The 18018-nt window shown below is 74.2% G+C and carries 21 protein-coding genes and 2 pseudogenes; 12 read left to right on the top strand and 11 right to left on the bottom strand.

Features of this window, described 5'->3' with window-relative positions; translation table 11 throughout:
• Both JWR81_RS09665 and JWR81_RS09660 read left to right on the top strand, forming a co-directional pair.
• A partial coding sequence (locus tag JWR81_RS09665; RefSeq protein WP_297649600.1) for a hypothetical protein occupies positions 1-1388 on the top strand: 1388 nt, incomplete at its 5' end.
• 9 nt (positions 1389-1397) lie between these two features.
• The gene (locus JWR81_RS09660; RefSeq protein ID WP_297649598.1) at positions 1398-2228 is read left to right on the top strand and encodes an oxygenase MpaB family protein; all 831 of its coding nucleotides are present in this window, start codon (positions 1398-1400) and stop codon (positions 2226-2228) included.
• Here JWR81_RS09660 and JWR81_RS09655 read toward each other — a convergent pair.
• From JWR81_RS09655 to JWR81_RS09635, 5 genes are read right to left on the bottom strand one after another with little or no spacing between them, the layout of a single operon-like run.
• Positions 2191-2496 (bottom strand): hypothetical protein, encoded by a 306-nt coding sequence (locus tag JWR81_RS09655; protein WP_297649596.1) that lies wholly within the window; start codon positions 2494-2496, stop codon positions 2191-2193. The two genes, JWR81_RS09660 and JWR81_RS09655, sit on opposite strands and share 38 nt — an antisense overlap.
• Positions 2493-3341: a PD-(D/E)XK nuclease family protein gene (locus tag JWR81_RS09650; protein ID WP_297649594.1), complete on the bottom strand. Its 849-nt coding sequence runs from the start codon at positions 3339-3341 to the stop codon at positions 2493-2495. Before JWR81_RS09650 ends, JWR81_RS09655 begins: the two co-directional genes overlap by 4 nt.
• Before the next feature lie 28 nt (positions 3342-3369).
• On the bottom strand, positions 3370-4272 hold the full coding sequence (locus JWR81_RS09645; protein ID WP_297649591.1) for a PHP domain-containing protein: 903 nt from the start codon (positions 4270-4272) through the stop codon (positions 3370-3372).
• Between the two features lie 34 nt (positions 4273-4306).
• On the bottom strand, positions 4307-4843 hold the full coding sequence (locus JWR81_RS09640) for a PH domain-containing protein (RefSeq protein WP_297649589.1): 537 nt from the start codon (positions 4841-4843) through the stop codon (positions 4307-4309).
• A gap of 4 nt (positions 4844-4847) precedes the next feature.
• Positions 4848-5006: a hypothetical protein gene (locus tag JWR81_RS09635; protein ID WP_297649587.1), complete on the bottom strand. Its 159-nt coding sequence runs from the start codon at positions 5004-5006 to the stop codon at positions 4848-4850.
• A 108-nt stretch (positions 5007-5114) separates the two neighbouring features.
• On the opposite strand from JWR81_RS09635, the gene JWR81_RS09630 reads away from it, so the two are divergent.
• A complete protein-coding gene (locus JWR81_RS09630) occupies positions 5115-5510 on the top strand; it encodes an NUDIX domain-containing protein (RefSeq protein WP_297649585.1) in 396 nt (131 codons plus the stop codon).
• Positions 5511-5522: 12 nt separating this feature from the next.
• Here JWR81_RS09630 and JWR81_RS09625 read toward each other — a convergent pair whose 3' ends face one another.
• Positions 5523-6026 carry a MaoC family dehydratase gene (locus tag JWR81_RS09625; protein WP_297649610.1) on the bottom strand — a complete coding sequence of 168 codons (504 nt, stop codon included), beginning with the start codon at positions 6024-6026 and terminating at the stop codon, positions 5523-5525.
• A 252-nt stretch (positions 6027-6278) separates the two neighbouring features.
• Here JWR81_RS09625 and corA point away from each other — a divergent pair, with 252 nt between their 5' ends.
• Together corA and JWR81_RS09615 are read left to right on the top strand one after the other, a co-directional pair.
• Positions 6279-7370 (top strand): magnesium/cobalt transporter CorA, encoded by a 1092-nt coding sequence (gene corA, locus JWR81_RS09620; RefSeq protein ID WP_297649583.1) that lies wholly within the window; start codon positions 6279-6281, stop codon positions 7368-7370.
• 51 nt (positions 7371-7421) lie between these two features.
• Positions 7422-8342 (top strand): annotated as a pseudogene (locus JWR81_RS09615) (DUF5914 domain-containing protein); the annotation flags it as partial.
• Positions 8343-8368: 26 nt separating this feature from the next.
• Here JWR81_RS09615 and JWR81_RS09610 read toward each other — a convergent pair.
• Positions 8369-9316: a DMT family transporter gene (locus JWR81_RS09610; protein WP_297649581.1), complete on the bottom strand. Its 948-nt coding sequence runs from the start codon at positions 9314-9316 to the stop codon at positions 8369-8371.
• Between the two features lie 126 nt (positions 9317-9442).
• Positions 9443-10213, bottom strand: coding sequence for a class I SAM-dependent methyltransferase (locus JWR81_RS09605; RefSeq protein WP_297649608.1), 771 nt, complete (start codon positions 10211-10213; stop codon positions 9443-9445).
• Positions 10214-10314: 101 nt separating this feature from the next.
• Between JWR81_RS09605 and JWR81_RS09600 the strand changes: the two genes are divergently transcribed.
• Together JWR81_RS09600 and JWR81_RS09595 are read left to right on the top strand one after the other, a co-directional pair.
• Positions 10315-10962 (top strand): metallophosphoesterase, encoded by a 648-nt coding sequence (locus JWR81_RS09600; RefSeq protein ID WP_297649579.1) that lies wholly within the window; start codon positions 10315-10317, stop codon positions 10960-10962.
• On the top strand, positions 10963-11799 hold the full coding sequence (locus JWR81_RS09595) for a chromosome partitioning protein ParB (protein ID WP_297649577.1): 837 nt from the start codon (positions 10963-10965) through the stop codon (positions 11797-11799).
• Positions 11800-11905: 106 nt separating this feature from the next.
• On the opposite strand, the gene JWR81_RS09590 is transcribed toward JWR81_RS09595, so the two are convergent.
• Genes JWR81_RS09590 through JWR81_RS09580 form a run of 3 tightly spaced genes read right to left on the bottom strand, consistent with a single transcriptional unit; the run spans position 11906 to position 13864 of the window.
• Positions 11906-12589: an anti-sigma factor gene (locus tag JWR81_RS09590; protein WP_297649576.1), complete on the bottom strand. Its 684-nt coding sequence runs from the start codon at positions 12587-12589 to the stop codon at positions 11906-11908.
• Entirely contained in the window at positions 12586-13050 is a 465-nt protein-coding gene (locus JWR81_RS09585; RefSeq protein WP_297649574.1) for a sigma-70 family RNA polymerase sigma factor, read from the bottom strand. The genes JWR81_RS09590 and JWR81_RS09585 overlap by 4 nt, the downstream gene beginning before the upstream one ends.
• Positions 13019-13864, bottom strand: coding sequence for a CDP-alcohol phosphatidyltransferase family protein (locus tag JWR81_RS09580; RefSeq protein ID WP_297649572.1), 846 nt, complete (start codon positions 13862-13864; stop codon positions 13019-13021). Before JWR81_RS09580 ends, JWR81_RS09585 begins: the two co-directional genes overlap by 32 nt.
• A 50-nt stretch (positions 13865-13914) precedes the next feature.
• On the opposite strand from JWR81_RS09580, the gene JWR81_RS09575 reads away from it, so the two are divergent.
• From JWR81_RS09575 to JWR81_RS09555, 5 genes and pseudogenes are all read left to right on the top strand, one after another.
• On the top strand, positions 13915-14880 hold the full coding sequence (locus JWR81_RS09575) for a zinc-binding alcohol dehydrogenase (protein ID WP_297649570.1): 966 nt from the start codon (positions 13915-13917) through the stop codon (positions 14878-14880).
• A gap of 21 nt (positions 14881-14901) precedes the next feature.
• Positions 14902-15300: a 6-carboxytetrahydropterin synthase gene (locus tag JWR81_RS09570; RefSeq protein WP_297649569.1), complete on the top strand. Its 399-nt coding sequence runs from the start codon at positions 14902-14904 to the stop codon at positions 15298-15300.
• Positions 15297-16367, top strand: coding sequence for a glycosyltransferase family 4 protein (locus JWR81_RS09565; RefSeq protein ID WP_297649568.1), 1071 nt, complete (start codon positions 15297-15299; stop codon positions 16365-16367). The genes JWR81_RS09570 and JWR81_RS09565 overlap by 4 nt, the downstream gene beginning before the upstream one ends.
• Positions 16364-17215, top strand: coding sequence for a class I SAM-dependent methyltransferase (locus JWR81_RS09560; RefSeq protein ID WP_297649567.1), 852 nt, complete (start codon positions 16364-16366; stop codon positions 17213-17215). The genes JWR81_RS09565 and JWR81_RS09560 overlap by 4 nt, the downstream gene beginning before the upstream one ends.
• Positions 17212-18018: pseudogene (locus JWR81_RS09555) on the top strand (lysylphosphatidylglycerol synthase transmembrane domain-containing protein); the annotation flags it as partial. The gene JWR81_RS09560 and the pseudogene JWR81_RS09555, both read left to right, overlap by 4 nt.

Below are 18018 nucleotides of genomic sequence, written 5' to 3'. Positions count from 1 at the left end.
GCCACCGCGCACGACGCCGCCGCGAGCTGAGCTCGCCCGCAGCGGTGCCGAACAGCACTCCCCCGGCCCCGTCCGATGCCTCACCCGCGGCTCCGTCCGCGCCGGGGCGCGGGCGGGGCCGTGTGCGTCCGCCCCGCCTGCGTCCCGAGCGGCGCCGGCGCGGTGACCTGGTGGCCGTGGCGCTGATCGCCGTGGTCGTCCTCGTCGGCGCGATGGTCCTGTGGCGCACCAGCCCGGTCACCGCCACCGTCGACAGGACCGCCGATCCCGCGATCGTGGCCCCGCCACCGGCGGGCGACGTCCCGGCCGGGTTCACACAGGCCTGGCAGGCTGCCAGCGGTGCCACGCCGGTGCCCGTGGTGGCCGGGCCCGCCGCCGTCACCGCCGACGGCTCCACCGTGGTCGGGCGCGACGCGCAGACGGGCGCCGAGCGCTGGAGCTACCAGCGCAACCTGCGGCTCTGCACGGTCGGCAGCGGCTTCCCCGACGCCGACGTCGGACGGGTGCTCGCGCTCTACGAGGGCGCCAGCGGCTGGTGCAGTGAGCTCACCGAGCTGCGGCCCGACACCGGTGCCCGCGCCGCGTCGAGCAACCCCGACTCCCGCCTGGGCGCACAGCTGCTGTCCGAGGGCAGCTACGTGGTGGCCACCGGCACCGACTACCTCGAGGTCTGGCGGTCGGACCTGGTGCGCACGCTCGAGTACGGCGCGGTGCCCACCCCCGTGCAGGTGGGGGCGCAGCCGCGCACCGGCTGCACGTACGGCTCCACCACGCTGATGTCCTCGCGCCTCGGCGTGATCGAGCGCTGCCCCGGTGAGCGGACCGACCGGTTGAGCGTCCTGTCCCCCGACGGCGCCCAGGGCGCGGAGACGCCGCAGGTGGAGTTCTCCGTGCCGCTGCCGTCGTCGGGCGCCACGGTGGTGGCGATCTCGGCCGACCGCGTCGCGGTGGCGCTGCCGAACCCCGCCCGGCTGCTGGTCCTGGACAAGACCGGTGCACAGGTCTCGCTCATCCCGCTCGACGTGCCCGACGCCGACCTGGCCACCGCGCCCCCGGGCAGCACCCCGGGCGGCGGCGCGGCCGTCACCAGCGATGCCGAGCACATCTACTGGTGGACGGGCTCGCAGACCGTCGCCCTCGACGCGAAGGACCTCTCCCCGGTGTGGACCGTGCCCGGCACCCTCGGGCCGGCCGTCGCCTACGGCACCGGGCTGCTCGTCCCGGTGCCCGACGGGCTCGCCCGGCTCGACCTGCAGCGCGGCACGGTGATCGCCACGATCCCGGTCCAGCGCGCCGACCGCACCGCACCCGTCCGGCTCGCCACCGCGGGCGGGATGCTCCTGGAGCAGCGCGGGTCCCAGGTCGTGGCGTTGCGACCGGTCCGCTGAGGAGGACGCGTGAGTACGACCGAGCAGCGGGTGGACGACGGATACTTCCCGCCCGGGAGCGCCACGCGGCGCGTCATCGGGGACCCGGCCGCGCTGATCGGCGGCTTCAGCGCGCTGTTCCTGCAGACCCTGCACCCGCGTGCGATGGCGGGCGTCGACCAGCACTCCTCCTTTCCCGACCAGTTCTGGCCGCGCCTGGAGCGGACGGCCGGCTACGTCACCACACTCGCCTTCGCCGACCGGGCCACCGCAGACAAGGCCGTCGCCCGGGTCCGCGCCATCCACTCTCGCGTGCGCGGCGTCGACCCCGTCACGGGCCGCGAGTACTCCGCCGACGATCCCGACCTGCTGCGCTGGGTGCACACCACCGAGGTCAGCTCGTTCTCCTCGGCCGTGCGGCGGCTCGGGCTCATCGACGAGGCCGAGGAGGATCGCTTCCTCGCCGAGCAGGTCCGCGCGGGCGCGCTGCTCGGCGCCACCGACCTGCCCGCCGGCCGGGCCGAGGTCGACGCCTACTTCGCCGACGTCCGCCCGGAGCTGGTGGCGAGCCCCACCGCGAAGCGGGCGGCCCGGCGCCTCGTCCTGGCGCCCCTGCCCCGGCGCATCGAGCTGCTCACCCCGGCCCGCCCCGGCTGGACGGCCGTGGCGGCCGTCGCGATCGGGATGCTGCCGCCGTGGGCGAAGGAGATCTACGGGCTGCCGCGGGTGCCGGGCGCGGACCTGGCCACCACGGCCGGCCTGCGGGCCCTGCGCACCGGGATTCTGGCCGTGCGGAGCGTACGCGGAGCACGCATCGGCGCTGTCAGAAGAGCCACTGGGCGGCCAGTACCACCAGCGTGACGGCGATGACGCCCGCCGCCGCAGCCGTGCCGCGCGCGCCGGGGGTGCGGTCGGCGTAGACCTGCCCGAGTACCGCCACCACCGCTCCGACGGCGTGCCAGGTGAGCGTCGAGGCGCCCGGGCCCTCCGACCCGGCGCGCGCCGCCACGAACCAGACCACGAACAGCGCCACCGCGAGCACCGCCAGGCCGGCCGCGAGCAGGCCCGAGAACCCGCGCAGCCAGCCCGCCCGCCTGTGGCGGCGCACGCCGCTCGTCCGGGCGTTCACGGGGCCAGCAGTGCCCAGGACGCGGGCTCGGGCGCGGCGGCCCGGCCCTCCGGGCAGTTGCGGCGGACGTCGCACGTGCCGCAGCGCGGCGCCGGGCGCGGCGGGAACAGCTGCTCGGCGTCACCACCGGCGGCGAGCGCATCGGAGGCGTCGGCGAGCTCGCCCGCCGTCCGTTCGGCGGCGCGCACGTGCTCGCGCAGCGAGTCGCGGTCGTGGCGCCAGGCCGCGACCTCCCCGGTGGGGAGGTGGTGCAGCTCCACCTGGGTGCAGGTGCGGCGCAGCGTGCGCTCGGTGGCCACCGCGTAGAGGGCCAGCGCGCGAGACCGGCGGGCGTCCTCGACGGTGGGTGCCCGTCCCGTCTTGTAGTCCACCACCACGAGCTCGGCGCCGCGGCGGTCGATCCGGTCCACGCGGCCCTCGGCCACGATCCGCTCGGTGGCCACCGACACCCACTGCTCGAGGCCCACCGGATCGTCGGCGTCCCCGTCCCCGGTAACGCTGTGCTCGGCGTAGTCGGCCACCCACACGCGCGCCCGCTCCCGGTAGCGGCGGGCCTGCTCGGCGTCGCGGAAGCCCTCGCTCGTCCAGTGCCGGTCGACGAGCGCGGCGGCCCGCTCGGGCGTCCGCTCGGCGGCGGGCAGGTCGAACAGGGCGCGCAGCGCCAGGTGCACCACCGCGCCGAGCGTGGCGTGCGCCCACGCGCCACCGCGGGGCGGGGCGGGCTTGTCGAGGTACGTCATCCGGTACCGGCGCGGGCAGTCACCCCAGGTGGCGAGCCGGTTCGGCGTCACCCGCACGAGCCGCGGCGCCTCGAAGTCGAGGCCGAGCTGCGCGCCGTCCGTCATGGCTCCCACGGTAGCGAGCGGGTGCCGTTCACCCCGCGAGCACCTCGACGCCCGCGGCGCGCGACACGAGGTCCTCGAGCGCCTCGGGAGCGGTGGTCTCCGCGGCGATCGGGGTGGTCTTGTTCGTGCCGTGGTAGTCGCTCGACCCGGTGACCACCAGGTCGAGGTCGGCCGCGAGCCCGCGCAGCAGCTCCCGGTCCTCGGGTGCGTGGTCGGGGTGGTCGACCTCGACGCCCGCGAGCCCCTTGGTGGCCAGGTCCGCGATCACGGACGGCTCGACGACGCGGCCCCGGCGCCGCGCCAGCGAGTGCGCGAACACCGCCACGCCACCCGCGGCGCGGACCATCGCGATCGCCTTCTCGACCGGGGTGTCGGACTTCGGCACGTAGTAGGGGCTGCCGTTGTGCAGGAGCTCGGCGAAGGCCTGGTTGACGGAGTCGACGACGCCCGCGGCGACGAGCGCCCTGGCCAGGTGCGGCCGCCCCGCGCTGGCGCCGTCCTCGACGAGCGAGAACACCGTCTCGACGTCGACGGGGTACCCGTCGGCGGCCATCTTCTCGGTGATCCTGCGGAGCCGGTTCACGCGCTCGTCCCGCAGCCGCTGCTGCTCGGCCACGATCGCCTCGTGCGCGGGGTCGAACAGGTAACCCAGCAGGTGGATCGACACCGGACGCTCGTCCCGACCGTCGATGGTGCGGCCGGTGGGGCTGACGCAGGAGAACTCCGCGCCGCGCACGAGCCGCATCCCCGCCGGCAGCGCCGCCGTGGCGGCGTCCCAGCCGCCGGTGGTGTCGTGGTCGGTGATCGCGAGGACGTCGACCCCGGCCGCCTCGGCGGCGGCGACGAGCTCCGCCGGGCTGTCGGTGCCGTCGGAGGCCGTGGAGTGGGTGTGCAGATCGATACGAGGGCTGGATGGGCGGGGGCTGGGCACGTCCCAGGCTAACCCGGACGGCGGATCAGGAGGATCAGCGGCGCCAGCGCGGACGGGCGAGCATCCCGGTGGCGCGGGTCTTGCCCTTCTCCCCGAAGACGAGCTCCGAGAGCGCCTCGTAGACCTCTTCCGGCCGCGGCATGTAGTCGATCTGGTTCAGCGCCTGGATCTGACCGGCCGATTCCACGATCAGCGAGCCGTAGCCGAGCATCCGGCCACCGACGGAACGCTGGAACGTCAGGTCGGTGACCTTGCTCAGCGGCATCATCCCGACCTTGTGGACGAGGATGCCCTGCGCGAGCATCACCCGTTTGTCGGTGATCACGATCCGCTCGATCCACCACAGGATGGTGAGCACCGTGAACCGCAGCACGGCCACCAGTGCCATGTAGAACGTCACGTTGTCGACCAGGACCCCGCCCGGCAGGAAGCGTTGGGCGAGCACCATGAGCAGCAGGAACAGCGCGGTCTGAAAGATGTGCTTGCCCATGTAGGCCCAGTGCTGGCGCACCCGGATGACCCGCCGCTCCGTCGGGAGCAGGTACTCGTCGATCTCGCGGGGGGCCAGCACGACGCTAGACGATCTGGGTGAAGAAGCTGGTGACGGAGTCGGCCGCGTTCTTGAGGATCGTGCCGATGTTGTGCACGGAGTTGGCGGCGGCATTGGGTTGAACGACCACGAAGTAGATGAGCAACGCGACCACGAGAAGACCAACGATCTTCTTGACGTTCACCACGACCACCGTTCTGACAACCTGGGGGGACTGACCCTCGACGCTTGATTTGTACCGCACCCGGACGTCCCTGGGTATCCGGCACGCGGGCCCGTATGGTCATGTTCGATGACCCGCTGTGATGATCCCGTGCCCTGTGTGGGTGGTCTGGCCTACGATGCGAAGAATCGGTTGCTGCTGATCCGGCGGGGCAACGAGCCCGGTTGCGGGCTGTGGTCGGTGCCCGGCGGACGGGTCGAGACGGGCGAATCGGACGAACAGGCGCTGGTGCGCGAGATGACCGAGGAGACCGGCCTCACGGTCCGCCCCGGGGAGCTGGTGGGGCGGGTCCGGCGCGGCCCTTACGTGATCGCCGACTACCGCTGCACGGTCACCGGCGGCGACCTGCGTGCCGGCGACGACGCCCACGACGCCCGCTGGTGCAGCGCCGCGGACCTGGCCGCGCTCCCCCTCGTCGACGAGCTCGTGGAGACGCTCGCGACGTGGGGAGCGCTGCCGGAGTAGCCCCCGGAGCTCTCAGGCCTGCGGCGTGGGACGACCGGGCTGCTCGCCGCCGCGCGCGTCGCCGTAGGACTTCTTCGGGATCATCACCTTGCGCCGGAACGTGCAGACGACCGTGCCGTCCTGCTTGTAGCCGCGCGTCTCCACATAGACGACCCCGCGGTCGTCCTTCGACTTCGACGGCGTCTTGTCCAGCACCTCGGTCTCGCCGTAGATGGTGTCGCCGTGGAACGTCGGCTTGGTGTGCTTGAGCGACTCGACCTCGAGGTTGGCGATCGCCTTGCCCGAGACGTCGGGTACGGACATGCCCAGCAGCAGCGAGTAGATGTAGTTGCCCACGACCACGTTCTGCTTGAACTCGGTGGTCTCCTGGGCGAAGTTCGCGTCCATGTGCAGCGGGTGGTGGTTCATCGTCAGCAGGCAGAACAGGTGGTCGTCGTACTCGGTGACCGTTTTGCCCGGCCAGTGCTTGTAGACCGCGCCGACCTCGAACTCCTCGTAATACCGACCGAACTGCAACGCTGTCGCCTCCATCGCCGATGAACCTGGTGCAGGCGTAATCTAACCCCGCGGTCCGATGATCAGCTGCCTGATCGAACATGGCCGTGAACACATGGGCAACGCAGGACGAAGTCGGGCGGGAGGTGAGCGCGGTGCCGACGGCACCCGGTTGTAGTAGTCGCCGCGCCCACGACACGGAGGTCAGGTAAGGCCCTCCCGGAATCGGGGCGCGTGATCCATCACGTACGCGTCCGATCCCGGAGGCCACTCATGCCCGCCCTGTCCTCGATCCGCCCTGCCATCCGCGCGGCGTCCCGCCTCAACACCCGGGGCACCCCCCTGCCCAAGCTGCGCGTACCGATGTCGGCGTACGTGGTCGACTGCGGCGTCTACGTCGGCGGCGAGCGGCTCGAGGGCCGCTGGACGCACGACGCGGCGATCGCCGAGGTGCGCCGCCGGGACGAGGGCTTCGTCTGGATCGGGCTGCACGAGCCCACCGATGAGCAGATCAACGCCGTCGCCGAGACGTTCGGCCTGCACGAGCTGGCCGTCGAGGACGCCGTGCACGCGAAGCAGCGCCCCAAGCTGGAGCGCTACGACGACATGCTGTTCATGGTTCTCAAGACCGTGAGCTACGTGGGGCACGCCGAGCCGACCACCGCCGCCGAGCTGGTGAAGACCGGTGAGGTCATGGCGTTCGTGGGCGCCGACTTCGTCGTCACGGTCCGGCACGGCGACCACTGCGGCCTGCACAAGGTGCGCGCGTCGCTGGAGGCCGATCCCGAGCAGCTCGCGCTCGGCCCGGCCGCGGTGCTGCACGCCATCGCCGACCACATCGTGGACGCCTACGTCGAGGTCACCGACGCGATCGAGTCCGACATCGACGAGATCGAGGCCGAGGTCTTCGAGCCGAAGTCCCAGATGGACTCCGAGCAGATCTACGTCATGAAGCGCGAGGTGCTCGAGCTGCGGCGCTCCGTGGTGCCGTTGACGGCCCCGATCCGCAAGCTCACCGAGGGCTACAGCTCGCTGGTGCCGCACGAGGTGCGCTCCTACTTCCGCGACGTCGACGACCACCTCGCGACCGTCACCGAGCGCGTCAGCAGCTTCGACGAGCTGCTCACCACGCTGGTGGACGCCGTGCTGGCGAAGATCACGCTGCGGCAGAACAACGACATGCGCAAGATCACCGCGTACGCGGGCCTGATCTCGGTGCCCACGATGATCGCCGGCATCTACGGCATGAACTTCGAGAACATGCCCGAGCTGACGTGGAAGTTCGGCTACCCGATGGTGCTCCTGCTCATCGCCGTGATCTGTGGGCTGCTGTACCGCAACTTCCGCAAGAACCAGTGGTTGTGACGCGGCCCGGCCGGGTCGCCGCCGTCGCGCACCGGTCCTAGCCTGGCCGGTGTGAACGACCGACCGGTCAACCCGCTGCGCAGGCTGCGGCGTCCCGCCTGGGCGCAGCAGCGGCCCTCGTGGGCCGACGCCAAGCCGGGGATCATCCGCGCCGCCCTCGACCGCGCGCTCGACCGCCCGTCGGGCGGCTGGTTCGTGATCGCGAGCAGCCGGGAGGTCCGGCCCGGCAGGGTCTTCGGACGGGTCGTCGCGGGCCGCGAGCTCGTGGCCTGGCGCGACGAGGACGGCACGCTGCGCGTCGGCCCCGGCGCCTGCCCGCACCTGGGCGCCGCGCTGTGCAACGCCCCGGTGCACGGGGGACAGCTGATCTGCCGCTGGCACGGCCTCGCTCTCGGCGCGGCCGGGCGTCCCGGCTGGCGCACGCTGCCCGCCCACGACGACGGCGTGCTCGCCTGGGTGCGCCTGGACGACCTGGCGGACGGGCCCCTCCTGGACGCCCCCGTGCTCGGACCGCGTCCGCCAGCCGACCGCAGCCTGGCGGCGGTGGCCACGGTGATCGGCCGCTGCGAGCCCGAGGACGTGATCGCCAACCGGCTCGACCCGTGGCACGGCAGCTGGCTGCACCCGTACTCGTTCGCCGGGTTGCGGGTGGTCTCGGCGCCGCCGATCCACTGCCCGCCCGGGGAGGACCGCTTTCTCGTCGAGGTGACGTTCACGGTCGGCAAGCGCCTGGGCGTGCCGGTCTTCGCCGGGTTCAGCTGCCCCGACCCCCGCACGATCACGATGGAGATCGTGGACGGCGAGGGCGCCGGCTCCGTGGTCGAGACCCACGCCACCCCGCTGCGCCCGGGCCCCGACGGCCGGGAACGCACCGCTGTCGTCGAGGCGGTGATGGCCCACTCCGACCGCCGGGGCTTCGAGCACTCCCGGCGCGTCGCCGCGCTGCTGCGGCCGATGATCACGAAGACCGCGGCGCGGCTGTGGCGCGACGACATCGACTACGCCGAGCGCCGATACGAGCTGCGCACCCGTTCGGGCAGCGCCACCAGCAGCAGTGCCACGCCCAGCACCACGGCCCCGACCGTGCCGACGGGGCCGAGCCGGTCCCCGAGCACCACGGCCGCCAGCCCCGCGGCCGTGAGCGGCTCGAGCAGCGCCAGCACGGCGCCGACGCCCGCGGACGCGGCCGCCACCCCGCGGAAGTAGACGGTGTAGGCCACCGCCGTCGGCACGACGCCGAAGGCGAGCAGCAGGGCCAGCGCCGTCGGCGTCGGGGTGAACGCGAGCCCCGCCGTCGCGGCCCCCGGCGCGAGCAGCAGACCGCCGAACAGGAACCCGGCGCCCGTGGTGGTCGGGGCGTCGAGCCCGGCCACGGGACGTTCGGCGAGCAGCGACATCACGGCGAACCCGGCACCCGCGAGCGCGGCGAACAGCGCCCCCGTCACACCCCCGCCGCCCGGCACCTCGACGAGCAGCGCCAGCCCCGCCAGGGCCAGCACCGTTCCCGCGAGCGTGCGGCGCCCGGGACGGCGGCCGCGCACCGCGTCGACGAGCAGGACGACGACGGGCGCGCTGGCGATCGCCACGAGCGTGGCCACGCTGACCGACGTGCGGGCGACGGCGGCGAAGTAGCAGCCCTGGAACAGCGCGGCGAGCGCCCCGGTGGCCACGACGCGCAGCCACGCGTCACGCCGCGGTGGCACCCGGCGTCCGGTCAGGAGCAGCCAGCCGCAGATCAGGGCCCCGCCGACGGCAAGGCGGTAGCAGGCGACGGCAAGCGGCGAGAGGCCCGCGGCCGTGCCGAACAGGGTTCCGAGCAGACCGCCGGTGCCCCAGAGGACACCGGCGAGGACGAGGAAGGGCATGAGGGATCGCTCCAGCGACGGGGGAAGGTGGTCGCGGAAGCGGGACAGCCGGACGATCCGCGCCAGACGTACGCGGATCATGATCGAACAGCGGAACAGCGCACCTCGCAATGATCATGCGGTGCGCGGTGGCCGGCGGCCCCGCTAGGAGCGGGGCGGCGGGGTGATCGGGAACGTGCGGTGCACGGCTCGTACGCTACCCGGTCGCTACGGCTTGCTCAGGTCGATTCCCTCGGGCGGCGTCGGGGCGTCGGGGTCGGCGGCCGTGGCGGGGCGGCCCGGGCTGCGACCGAGGAACGTGTGCACGATGTGCTGCTGCCACCCGGGCACGGTCTGCACGCGCACGTCGTCGAAGCCGGTGGCGTGCATGCGGGTGGTGAGGGCCTCGACCCCGTCGAAGTCGAGCACGCTGCGCCACAGGTAGCGGTACAGGCCGGCGGAGCCGGTGCGGATCCGGCCCATCGGGATGATCACCGTCCAGCAGACGGCGGTCCACACCGCGCGGCTGCGGAAGGAGTCCCTCACCGAGTACTCGTGCAGCGCGAGCGGCGCTCCGGGCTTGAGCAGCCGGCGGAAGCTGCGCAGTGCCGCGTTGCGGTCGGTGAGGTTGCGCAGCAGGTAGGCGGCCAGGATCCCGTCGTACGGGCCGTTGAGGGACGCCTTGTCGAGCTCCTCGGCGTTGCCGTGCACGAACCGCACGTTCGTGGGCCACACCTTGCGCCGCGCGTGCGCGAGCATCTCCACCGACGCGTCCACGGCGGTGATGTCGGCCTGCGGGGCGGCGTCGAGCAGCGCGGCGGTGGACGCCCCGGTGCCGCAGCCGAGGTCGAGCAGCCGCAGGCCCGCGCCCTTGTTCGGCAGCCCCATGCGCTTGGCCGACATCCGCAGATGCTCGTGGTAGCCGGGGTTCGCGCCGACGAGCTTGTCGTAGGTGCGCGCGTGGGCGTCGAACGAGCGCGACACGTTCGACTGGTCGATCCGGTCCGGCCGGGAGCCGGGCTTCGACGGGGAAGGGCTCACGGCTGGCATCCTCGCCCATCCGCTGCCGATGCGCGTGTCCGACCCGTACCCTTTCCCCGATGGTGCGGGCCCTGGCGGTGAGCGACGAGGTCGAGCGGTGGCCGCGGATCCACTCGGCCGTCGGTCACGGTGTCGATCTCCTCGTGGCGGCGGGTGACCTGCCCTTCGACTACCTCGCCGAGCTGTCCGAGCGGGTGGACGCGCCGGGCGTGATGGTGCCCGGCAACCACGACCCCGACATCGGCGGCTTCACCGAGCGGCGGGGCATCTCCTTCCGCGACGGCATGCCCGTCGAATGGCCGGGCCCGCCCGGCTTCGTCGACGTCGACGGCCGCGTCGCCGACGTGGGCGGGCTGCGGTTCGCCGGACTCGGCGGGTGCGTGCGCTACCGGCCGGGCCCCAACCAGTGGACCCAGGGCGAGCAGCGGCGGCGGGCACGGAGGCTGGTGCGCCGGGCCCGCCGGACGACCCGCCGGGACGCGCGGCCGGTGGACGTCCTGCTGACCCACGCACCGCCCCGGCACTGCGGCGACGGCGAGGACCGGCCGCACCAGGGCTTCGACTGCCTGCACGACGTGATCGCCGCGCTGGAGCCGCGGCTGCTGCTCCACGGGCACATCCACCCCTACGGCATGCCCGCCCCCGACCGGCTCGTCGGCACCACGCGCGTGGTCAACGTGGTCGGCCGCCACGTGCTGGAGCTGTAGATGGTCGACACCGGCTTCCCGCGGAGCGACGCGCAGGACGACTTCCAGCGGATGCGCCGCCGTGCGGTGCTGTCGCGGCTCGCGGCCTGGTTGCGGCGCGAGCCGGACGACGTCTCCGAGATCCTGCCGTTCGACGAGGTGGTGGCCGCGCTGGGCCGCACCGGCGAGCGCAAGCTCGGGCTCTGCGTGATCGACCTCGCCACGATCGTCGGCAGCGTCGACCGGGTGGGCGACTTCGACCGCTGGTTCCGCCCGCGGTCGGCCGTCAGCCGGCAGCGCTGGGAGCGGCTGGACCTCGCACGCCGGCGCGGCGAGAGGATCCCGCCGATCGACGTCTACCGGGTGGGCGAGCTGCACTTCGTCCGCGACGGGCACCACCGCGTGTCGGTGGCGCACGCGCTCGGGCTGCGGACGATCGACGCGTTCGTCACCGAGGTCACCACCCAGGTCGACGCCACCGGCATCGGCCGCCGCGGCGACCTCATCACCAAGGACCTCCGCCGGGTGTTCCTCGACCGCGTCCCGCTGCCCGGCCCTGCGCTGTGCACGATCCTCGTGACGACGGCGTGGTCGTACGCGGTGCTCAGCGAGACCGTCGAGGCGTGGGGCTTCCGGCTCATGCAGCAGGAGGGCCGTTACCTGGACCGCCGGACGGTGGCCCAGCGCTGGTACTCCGAGGAGTTCCGGCCGGTCGTGCGCATGCTGGAGCAGGCCGGGCTGGTGGGCGACCGTACCGAGGCGGAGGCGTACCTGGACCTGGCGTGCCGCCGCTACCAGCTGATGCGCACCCACCGCTGGGACGACGCGGTGGTCGAGCGCCTGCGCACGGACGCCTGACGAACCGGCCACGGCTCACCGACCGGGTCGTGGCGCCCGGCCGGTGGGTCGGCGGGGCAGGGGCGGCACACCGGCACCCGCCGAGCGGCCGTCGTCGACGGGTGCGCTACGAGTAGGGCACCGAGATCAGCGTGTCGCCGGAGTCGTTGCGGATGGCCACCGCGCTGATCCGGGTCGGGTCGACGATGGTGGAACCCGTGATCGTCCCCGATCGGCCGGGCACGGTCGGGTTGGGTGTGAGCCAGCTGCCGGCCACCGCCGCGGTGCCGTCATCGGCGAGGACGAGCAGCGTGCAGCGCTGGCCCGGCGGGAGCCCCTGCACCGTGGCGGACAGCCGGACCCAGCCGCTGGCGGGCACGATCGTCGCGCTCATCCGCACCGTGCCCTGGCTGCCCTCGACGGTGTGGGCGTTGGCCGCGGTGGTGAAGGGCGACGCTGCGGGGGCGGTCAAGCGCCCGATCACGACCCCACCCGTGAGCAGGACGAGCGCTGCCGCTGCGGCGGCCACGAGTCGGCCGAACCGGGGCCGCCGGACGCTGTGGTGCGACACGCCGGACTCCTGGTCGATCCGCCGCAGCGCCCGGCGCAGCGCGAGGTCGCCGAGCGGCGGCGCGTCGACGAGCGTCTCGGGCGGCACGGTCTCCAGGAGCGCCGCGGTCTCGCGGACGTCGGCCCACTCGCGGCGGCAGTCGGCGCAGGTCGCGAGGTGGGCGTCGACGGTCGAGGCGGCCGGGCCGTCGAGCAGGCCGAGCGCGTGGGCGGTGACCTCCTCGGGATCATGGGCGGTCACGGACGCCGCTCCCGGGACACGGGCATGCTGCTCATGATCTCGCGCAGCGCGCGGATGGCGTAGAACGACCGGGACTTGACGGTTCCCTTCGGGATGCCGAGTGCGCGGGCGGCCTCGTCGAGGTTGCGGCCGTGCAGGTGGATCTGCTCGAGCACCGCGCGGTGCTCCGGGGAGAGCCTCCCGAGGGCCTCGTGGACGGTCACCGACGCGGCGACGGCGTCGGCGTGGTCGCGCTGCACCGGCGGCGTGTCGAGCGACCCGGGGACCTCGGTGGGCCGGGCGCCGCGGGCCCGCGCCCCGTCGATGACGATGTGGCGGACCACGGTGAGCAGCCAGCCGCGCACCGAACCCTTGCCGTTGGTGAGGACGTCGGGGTTGCGCCACAGCCGGATGAGGGCCTCCTGCACGACGTCCTCCGCGGCGGCCGCGTCACCGAGGAGCCGGGTGGCGTACATCTGCATGGCGCCTCCGTGCTCGGCGTAGACCGACGTCAGATACGTCGCGTCGCCGGGTCGGGACACAGACGGCGACCCTACGCGTAGTCACGTGCATCATTCGTACGGCTGACGCGATCAGTTCGATGTTTCTCTCCGCCCGTCCGGTCCACAGGTGCAGGGCGTCGCGGCCGAAGGACCAACAGAGCAGCGCCAGGCCGACGGCGACCAGGACGACGGCCAGCGGGTGAGCCACCACAACGGCGGCGACCAGCACCACGCCCTGCAGCGCGGCCACGGCCTTCGTGGCGTAGCTCGCGGGCAGCGACCCGCGCAGCCACGGCAGCGCCCACCCCGCCGCCACGAACGCGTAGCGCATCGCACCGATGGTGAGCGCCCACCGGCCGACGAGGCCGGCCACGTGCACGCTGAGCACGAGGATGAGGAATGCGTCGACCTCCATGTCGAACCGGGCCCCCACCTTTGACACCGTGCCGGTGCGGCGGGCGACCTGGCCGTCGACGGCGTCGAGGGCGAGCGCCACCGACGCGCACACGACCAGCGGGAGGGTCGCTGTGACGCCGGTGACCAGTCCGTCCACCACCAGCGCCGTCACGCCGCCGACCAGCAGCGCCCGGCCCAGCGTCACCAGGTCGGCCGGGCCGAACGAGGACCGGCCTGCGCGGCGCATCGCGCCGGTGAGCAGCACGAGCAGGACGGCGCCGTACGCCGCTCCGGCCAGGAGGCCGAGCGGCCCGAGCCCGTGCAGCAGCACGAGCGCGGCCAGGAGCGCCACCTGCGCCGCCGCGGCTAGGGTGCTCGTCGTCTCTCGATGTCCCATGCCTCCCACACGGACGGCGCGGTCGGGGGGTTCAGCCGAGGAGGGCAGACGTGTCCGCCACCACCCGGGCCTTCTGGCTCCGCTCCCCCGGCGAGGGCGAGATCCGGTCCGCCGACCTGCGGGAACCCGGCCCGGACGATGTCGTGGTCCGCACGCTGTACTCGGGCGTCAGCCGCGGCACGGAGACGCTCGTGTTCCGGGGCGGCGTGCCGCAGAGCCAGCACACGGCGATGCGCGCGCCGTTCCAGGAGGGCGACTTCCCGGCGCCGGTGAAGTACGGCTACCTCGCCGTCGGGCTCGTCGAGGCGGGGCCGGCCGAGCTGCTCGGGCGCACCGTGTTCTGCCTGCACCCCCACCAGACCCGCTTCGTCGTCCCGGCCGCGGCGGTGACGCCCGTGCCCGACGACGTGCCGGCGGGGCGCGCCGTCCTGGCGGGCACGGTCGAGACCGCCGTCAACGCCCTGTGGGACGCGGCACCGCTGGTCGGGGACCGGATCGCGGTGGTCGGCGCCGGGATGGTCGGCTGCAGCGTGGCCGCGGTGCTCGCCGGCATCCCCGGCGTCCGCGTCGAGCTGGTGGACACCGACCCCTCCCGGGCGGCCGTGGCCACCGCGCTGGGCGTCGGGTTCGCCGCACCCGCCGACGCCCGGGGCGACTGCGACCTGGTCGTGCACGCCAGCGCCACCGAGGCCGGACTCTCCCGGTCGCTCGAACTGCTGGCCCACGAGGGCGAGGTGGTCGAGCTGAGCTGGTACGGCGACCGTCCGGTGAGCCTGCGGCTGGGCGAGTCGTTCCACGCGAAGCGGCTGACCATCCGCAGCAGCCAGGTCGGCACCGTGTCGCCGCGCCGCGCCCGCCGCGGCTACTCCGAACGGATGGCGCTGGCGCTGCGGCTGCTCGCCGACCCCCGCTTCGACGTGCTGATCAGCGGCGAGTGCCGGTTCGACGACCTCCCCGCGCTGATGTCGCGTGAACCTCCCGGGCTCTGCGTCCGTGTCCTCTACGGAGACACGTAGCCGGAGAGCCGGAGGGGCCGCTTGTTCAGCATCACCGTCCGTGATCATGTCATGGTGGCCCACAGCTTCCGCGGGGAGGTCTTCGGACCGGCCCAGCGGCTGCACGGCGCCACGTTCGTGGTGGACGCGACGTTCCGGCGGCCCGAGCTGGACGCCGACGGCATCGTCGTCGACATCGGGCTGGCCACCCGGGAGCTGGGCGCGGTGCTGGCGGACCTCAACTACCGCAACCTCGACGACGAGCCGGACTTCGCGGGCGTCAACACCTCGACCGAGTTCCTGGCGAAGGTCGTGGCGGACAGGCTCGCCGCCAAGGTGCACGCCGGCGCGCTCGGCGAGGGCGCCCGCGGGCTGGCCGGGATCGGCGTCACCCTGAAGGAGTCCCACGTCGCGTGGGCGAGCTACGAGCGGGCCCTGTGACGGCCCCTCCGAGCACCGTGCACGTCGTCGTGCCCGGTGACTTCGACGACCGGGCGCGGACGAGCGGCGGCAACGTCTACGACCGCCGCGTCTGCGCCGGTCTGGTGGCCACGGGCACCGCGGTGCGCGAGCTCCCCGTGGCGGGGACGTGGCCCTACCCGGACGACGGCGCTCGCGCCGCGCTCACCCGCGTGCTCGCCGCCGTGCCGCCGGGCGACGCGGTGCTGCTCGACGGGCTCGTGGCCTGCGGCGTGCCCGACGTGGTCGCGCCGCACGCCGGCCGGCTGCGCCTCGTCGTGCTGGTGCACCTCCCCCTCGGCGACGAGGCCGGGCTCGCTCCCGCAGCGGCCGCCGAGCTCACCGCGAGCGAGCGGGCCACCCTGCACGCCGCGTCGGCGGTGGTGGCCACCAGCCCGTGGGCCGCGCGCCGGATCGCCGACGTCCACGGGGTCCCGGCCGACCGGCTGCACATCGCAGCCCCGGGCGTCGATCCGGCACCGCTCGCGCCCGGCGGTGACGGCACCCGCCTGCTGTGCGTCGGCTCGGTGACCCCGACGAAGGGCCAGGACCTGCTGGTCGAGGCCCTGGCGCTGGTCGCCGGGCTCACCTGGACCTGCCGGCTCGTCGGGCCCCTGGTGCGCGACCCGGCGTATGTCACCGCCCTGCGCCGGCTGATCGCACAGCGCGGGCTGGGCGACCGCGTGCGGCTCATCGGCCCCCGCACCGGCCCCGCGCTGGACGCGACCTACGCCGAGGCCGACGTGCTCGTGCTGCCCTCCCGCGCCGAGACGTACGGGATGGTCGTCACCGAGGCGCTCGCCCGCGGGATCCCGGTGGTCGCCGCGAGCGTCGACGGCGTCCCGGAGACCCTCGGCCGCGCGCCGGACGGCACGGTGCCGGGCCTCCTCGTGCCCCCCGGCAACATCGCCGCGCTGGCCGCGGGCCTGCGTCGCTGGCTCGGCGACGCCGGCCTGCGCGACACCGCGCGCCGGGCCGCCCGACAGCGCCGCGAGGACCTCGACGGGTGGGAGGTGACCGCGCGATGCCTGGCGAAGGTGCTGGTGTGACCGCACGCTGGAGCACGCCGGGTTCGCCGGTGTGCACCCCCGACTGGCTCGCGCTGCGCGAGCCCGCCGACGCCGCGGCGCGGGCACCCGAGCTCGTCGAGCTGCTGCTGTCCCGCCTCCCGGACCGACCGCTGGTGGTGCGCGACCTCGGCTGCGGCACGGGGTCGATGGGCCGCTGGCTGGTTCCGCTGCTGCCGCGACGGCAGCACTGGGTCCTGCACGACCGGGACACGGCGCTGCTGGAACGGGCCGCGGCCGGCCTGCCGCCGGGGGTCACCGCCGAGACCCGGGCGGGCGATCTCACCGATCTCGACGCGACCCGACTCGCGGGGACGTCGCTGGTCACGGCGTCGGCGCTGCTGGACCTGCTCACGGCCCACGAGGTGGACGCCCTCGCCGCCGCCTGCACCGCGGCCGGTTGCCCCGCGCTGTTGACCATGTCGGTGGTGGGCAGCGTGTCGTTGTCCCCCGCCGACCCCCTCGACGCCGAGTTCGCCGCCGCGTTCGACGCCCATCAGCGCCGCGCCCGGGGAGGAGGAGCTGCAGCGGGACGCCGACTGCTCGGCCCCGACGCCGTCGCCGTGACCGCGGATGCGTTCCGCCGTCACGGCGCGCACGTGGTCACCGCGTCGAGCCCGTGGCGGCTCGGACCGGCCGAGGCCGAGCTGGCCGAGGAGTGGCTGCGCGGATGGCTCGCGGCCGCGTGCGAGCAGCGCCCGGAGCTCGACGCGACCAGCTGCCTGCGCCGCAGGCTGGACGCGCTGGCCTCGGGTGACCTGGGCATCGTCGTCGGGCACGCAGACCTGCTCGCGCTGCCTTCGGCCGCCCGTCCCGGGAGCCTGTCGTGAAGGGCCGGCTGTGGCCGGTGCTGCGGCTGGTCGGCGGGGTGGCCGTCCTCGTCGCGCTGGTGGCGAAGCTGGGCACGGGCGCGGTGCTCGACAGCCTGCGGGCCGTGGACGCCACGGCGGTGCTCGCGGCGCTGGCGCTCGGGCTGCTCACCACGGTGTGCAGCGCGTGGCGCTGGTGCCTCGTGGCGCGCAGGCTCGGGATGGTGCTGCCGCTCCGGGCGGCCGTCGCCGACTGCTACCAGGCGGTGTTCCTCAACTCGGTGCTGCCCGCGGGGATCCTCGGCGACGTGCACCGCGCGGTGCACCGCGGGCGGGAGACCGGCGACGTCGTGCGCGGGGTGCGGACCGTCGTCCTCGAACGGCTCGTGGGCCAGGTCGTGCTGGTCGCCGCCGCCGCCGGCGTGCTGCTGTACCGGCCCGCGCTGCTCGACGTCGTCGTGTCCGGAGCCGGGCGCTGGTGCGTCGTCGCCGTGCTGCTCGGCACGCTCGTCGCCGGATGGGTGCAGCGGGCCCGCCTCCGCACGCTGCTCGCCGACGCCCGCACCGCCTTGAGCCCCCCCGTCGTCGGCCTCTCGGTGCTCGCGCTCGCCGGTTACCTCGCCACGTTCGTGGTCGCGGCGCGTGCCGCGGGCTCGGCGGCGCCGGTGGCGGAGCTGCTGCCCCTGCTGGTGCTGGCGCTGCTCGCGATGAGCCTGCCGCTCAACGTCGGCGGCTGGGGGCCACGCGAGGTGGCCACGGCCGTCGGGTTCGGCGTGGTGGGTCTCGGTGCCGCCCAGGGCCTGGCCACCGCAGTGGTCTACGGG

It is taken from the genome of Pseudonocardia sp., from assembly GCF_025965585.1.
Lineage (GTDB): Bacteria > Actinomycetota > Actinomycetes > Mycobacteriales > Pseudonocardiaceae > Pseudonocardia.
The sequence above is the reverse complement of the archived record's forward strand: the minus strand, read 5'-3'. Positions and strand labels throughout refer to the sequence as shown.